Source organism: Nocardiopsis sp. TNDT3 (assembly GCF_003427465.1).
GTDB classification, from domain to species: Bacteria; Actinomycetota; Actinomycetes; order Streptosporangiales; family Streptosporangiaceae; genus Nocardiopsis; species Nocardiopsis dassonvillei.
Genome location: NZ_QPFC01000581.1, coordinates 1 through 2952, shown reverse-complemented (window position 1 = coordinate 2952; position 2952 = coordinate 1). Strand labels below are relative to the sequence as shown.

Below are 2952 nucleotides of genomic sequence, written 5' to 3'. Positions count from 1 at the left end.
GGGGGCCGACGCGTGTCCGGGTCGCGGCCCCCGGCCCGGGAACGGAGTCGTCACTTTGGGGGCCTGTGCGGTGACTGAAAGTAATAGCCTGGTGGGGTGGACGATGGTTATCGACTGGTGTTCGTCGGTGGAATGGGCCGCTCCGGCTCGACCCTGATCGAGCGGCTCCTCGGCGAACTGCCCGGGTTCTGTTCGGTCGGCGAGGTCGTGCACCTGTGGCGGCGCGGACTGGTGGAGGACGAGCTGTGCGGCTGCGGCCGACCGTTCTCCGGCTGCGGCTTCTGGTCCGACGTGGGCAAGGAGGCCTTCGGCGGCTGGGACCGCCTGGACACGGGGGAGGTGCTGCGGCTCAAGGACCGCGTCGATCGCACCCGCTTCCTGCCGGTGCTGCTCAACGGCGCCCACCAGGGCCTGCTCGCCTCGCGCTGCGACCGCTACACCGAGCTCTACCACCGCCTGTACTCGGCGGTGTCCCTGGTCAGCGGCGCCCACGTGATCGTGGACGCCAGCAAGCACGCCTCCCTGGCCGCCTGTCTGCGCTGGCGCTACGGCGCGCGGATGCGCCTGCTGCACGTGGTGCGCGACCCGCGCGCGGTGGCCCACTCCTGGGCCAGACGCGTGGCGCGCCCGGACGCCTCCCCCGACAGCAGCGAGCCGGAGATGGCCCGCTACTCGGCCGGGCGGGCCTCGGTGCAGTGGATGACCCAGAACGCCTGCTTCGACGCCCTGGCCCGGCGCGGCGTCCCGACCCTGCGCGTGCGCTACGAGGACTTCGTCGCCGACCCCGGGGGCGAGTTCGCCCGGATCGCGGAGTTCGCGGGGTACACGGGCACCCCTCCGGACGCGGCTCGGGGCGGCTTCGAGCTGTCGGAGGGGCACGCCGTGTCCGGCAACCCGATGCGCTTCACGGCCGGGCGCGTCGGGGTCCGCGCCGACCACGGGTGGCGTGAGGCGATGCCCTCCTGGCGGCGGCGTCTGGTGGCCGCCGTGACGGCTCCCTCCCGGGGGCGTTACGGCTACTGAAGTCCGTTTTGCCACTTCAAGGACTGTTGTTCGCCCCAATCATGACGTATGGTGTTCATCTGAACACTCTAAGTCACATTTGGAGAATTAGGGGGAGTTCGACGTGGACAGGGGACCGGTACGGGCACTGGCGACGACGGGGGCACTGACCCTCGTCCTGACACTGGTCGGAGCGGGGGACGCCCCGGCGGGCGGGGCCCCGTCCTCTCCACGGCAACCCTCGGACCGGCCCGCGGGGGTGACGGAGCCGCCCTGGCGCTGGGGGTACGCCACCGACGAGGAGTGCACCGTCTCGGAGATCCTGGAGCCCTCGTGCGGCGTCTGGTGGGGGGCCAGCCCCTACCAGGACCGGATCGAGCCCCTGGAGGAGGCGGTCGACCGCCGCATGGACATCGTCTACACCTGGCGCGGCGTCGACCAGGCCAACATCCCCGGCAGGCGCGAGCGGGAGCTGATCGCCGAGGGCAGGTTCGTGCACACCAACATCGAGGCCCGGCGGTTCACACGCTCCGGGCATCCGGCGGTCTCCTACGAGTCCCTCATCGACGGCGAGTTCGACGACTCGCTGCGCTCCCAGGCCCGCGCCGTCGCGGAACTGGACGTGCCCTACTTCGTCACCTTCGACCACGAGGCCGACGCCAACACGCGCTACAACAGGCGCGGCACGCCCGAGGAGTTCGTGCGGGCCTGGCGGCACATCGTGGACCTGTACCGCGAGGAGGGCGCGGACAACGCCATCTGGGTGTGGAACGTGACCGGCTGGGAGGGCAACTTCGACCGCCTCCCCGGCCTGTGGCCCGGCAACGACTACGTCGACTGGGTCAGCTGGGAGGCGTACAACATGACCGGCTGCGACTCCCAGCCGCACTGGGACGAGGTGTACTCCTTCGAGGACATGATGCGCCCGGCCTACGAGTGGTTCCAGAACGAGGGGCCCGACCACGGGATCGACCCGGACAAGCCGGTGATGATCGGGGAGATGGGCACCACGCCCATCGGCTCGCAGGAGACCCTGGAGTGGTACTCCGAGATCCCCGACGTGCTGCGCCGCTACGAGCGGGTGCGCGCGGTCAAGGTGTGGGACAACAAGCTGTCCCCGGACTGCGACTTCCGGATCCGGGCCAACGAGTACGCCCAGCGCGGCTTCGAGGCCGCCGGACAGGACCCGTACGTGTACCTGCCCGAGCGGGTGCGCCGCCTGGCCGAGTACGCCCAGCAACGGGGTTGACCGCCCCGGGCCGGGGCCGTCCGGGACGGTCCGCGCGTGTGGGGCACGCGCTCGGGCGCGCCGGTTCAGCCGCCCACGGGCCGGAACATCGACCAGGTGCGCGGGCCGCCCCCCGGCAGCACGTACTCGGCGGTCACCCGGAAGCCGAGCGACGTGTACAGGCCCACGTTGTCCTCCGTCGACGTCTCCAGGAACGCCGGGAAGCCCGCCGCGTCGGCCTCGTGCAGGCCCGCGCCGATCACCGCGCGTCCCAGGCCCCGGCCCCGGGACGCGGGGTGGACGCCGACGGTGCCGAGGAACCACACCGGCTCCTCCGGCCGGTACGGCTCCATGGCGGCCTCGGCCGCCGCGTAGGCCGGGGCGCGGTCGCCCGCCAGCTCCACGAGCCCGGGGAGCAGGGCCTCCACGGCCTCCTGCGCGCCCTCGGAACCGGGCACCGTCCAGACGGAGACCGCCTGGAGGTCGTCGCTCACCCACACCCGTCCGTACGGAAGGCCGACGTCGGCGAGGAAGACGCGCTGGAACTCCCGCAGGCGCGTCTCGTGTCCGTCGGCGCTGATCACGTGACGGGTGAAGGGGTAGTCCGCGAAAGCGGCGGCCAGCGTGTCCGCCGCCCCCTCGACGTCCTCGGGGGTGGCTTTACGAATCATGCCTGTCCTTCCCGGCTGTTCTCGGTCCGCGCGCCGGGCTCGCCGGCGCGC

Annotated in this window: 3 protein-coding genes; 2 read left to right on the top strand and 1 reads right to left on the bottom strand. The window is 72.1% G+C overall.

The annotated features are described in order from the left end of the window. The first annotated feature begins 132 nt into the window (after positions 1–132). Both DQW06_RS14870 and DQW06_RS14865 read left to right on the top strand, forming a co-directional pair. A complete protein-coding gene (locus tag DQW06_RS14870) occupies positions 133–1023 on the top strand; it encodes a sulfotransferase (protein ID WP_041552876.1) in 891 nt (296 codons plus the stop codon). Between the two features lie 238 nt (positions 1024–1261). Beyond that, a complete protein-coding gene (locus DQW06_RS14865) occupies positions 1262–2251 on the top strand; it encodes a glycoside hydrolase family 26 protein (protein ID WP_370013250.1) in 990 nt (329 codons plus the stop codon). A 65-nt stretch (positions 2252–2316) separates the two neighbouring features. Here DQW06_RS14865 and DQW06_RS14860 read toward each other — a convergent pair whose 3' ends face one another. Next, positions 2317–2901, bottom strand: coding sequence for a GNAT family N-acetyltransferase (locus DQW06_RS14860; RefSeq protein ID WP_013154978.1), 585 nt, complete (start codon positions 2899–2901; stop codon positions 2317–2319). Positions 2902–2952 lie beyond the last annotated feature (51 nt).

Bases quoted from the DNA above. Each gene is read 5' to 3' on its own strand.
- DQW06_RS14870 (WP_041552876.1), top strand. From the start codon at position 133: ATGGGCCGCTCCGGCTCGACCCTGATCGAGCGGCTCCTCGGCGAACTG.
- DQW06_RS14860 (WP_013154978.1), bottom strand. From the start codon at position 2,901: ATGATTCGTAAAGCCACCCCCGAGGACGTCGAGGGGGCGGCGGACACG.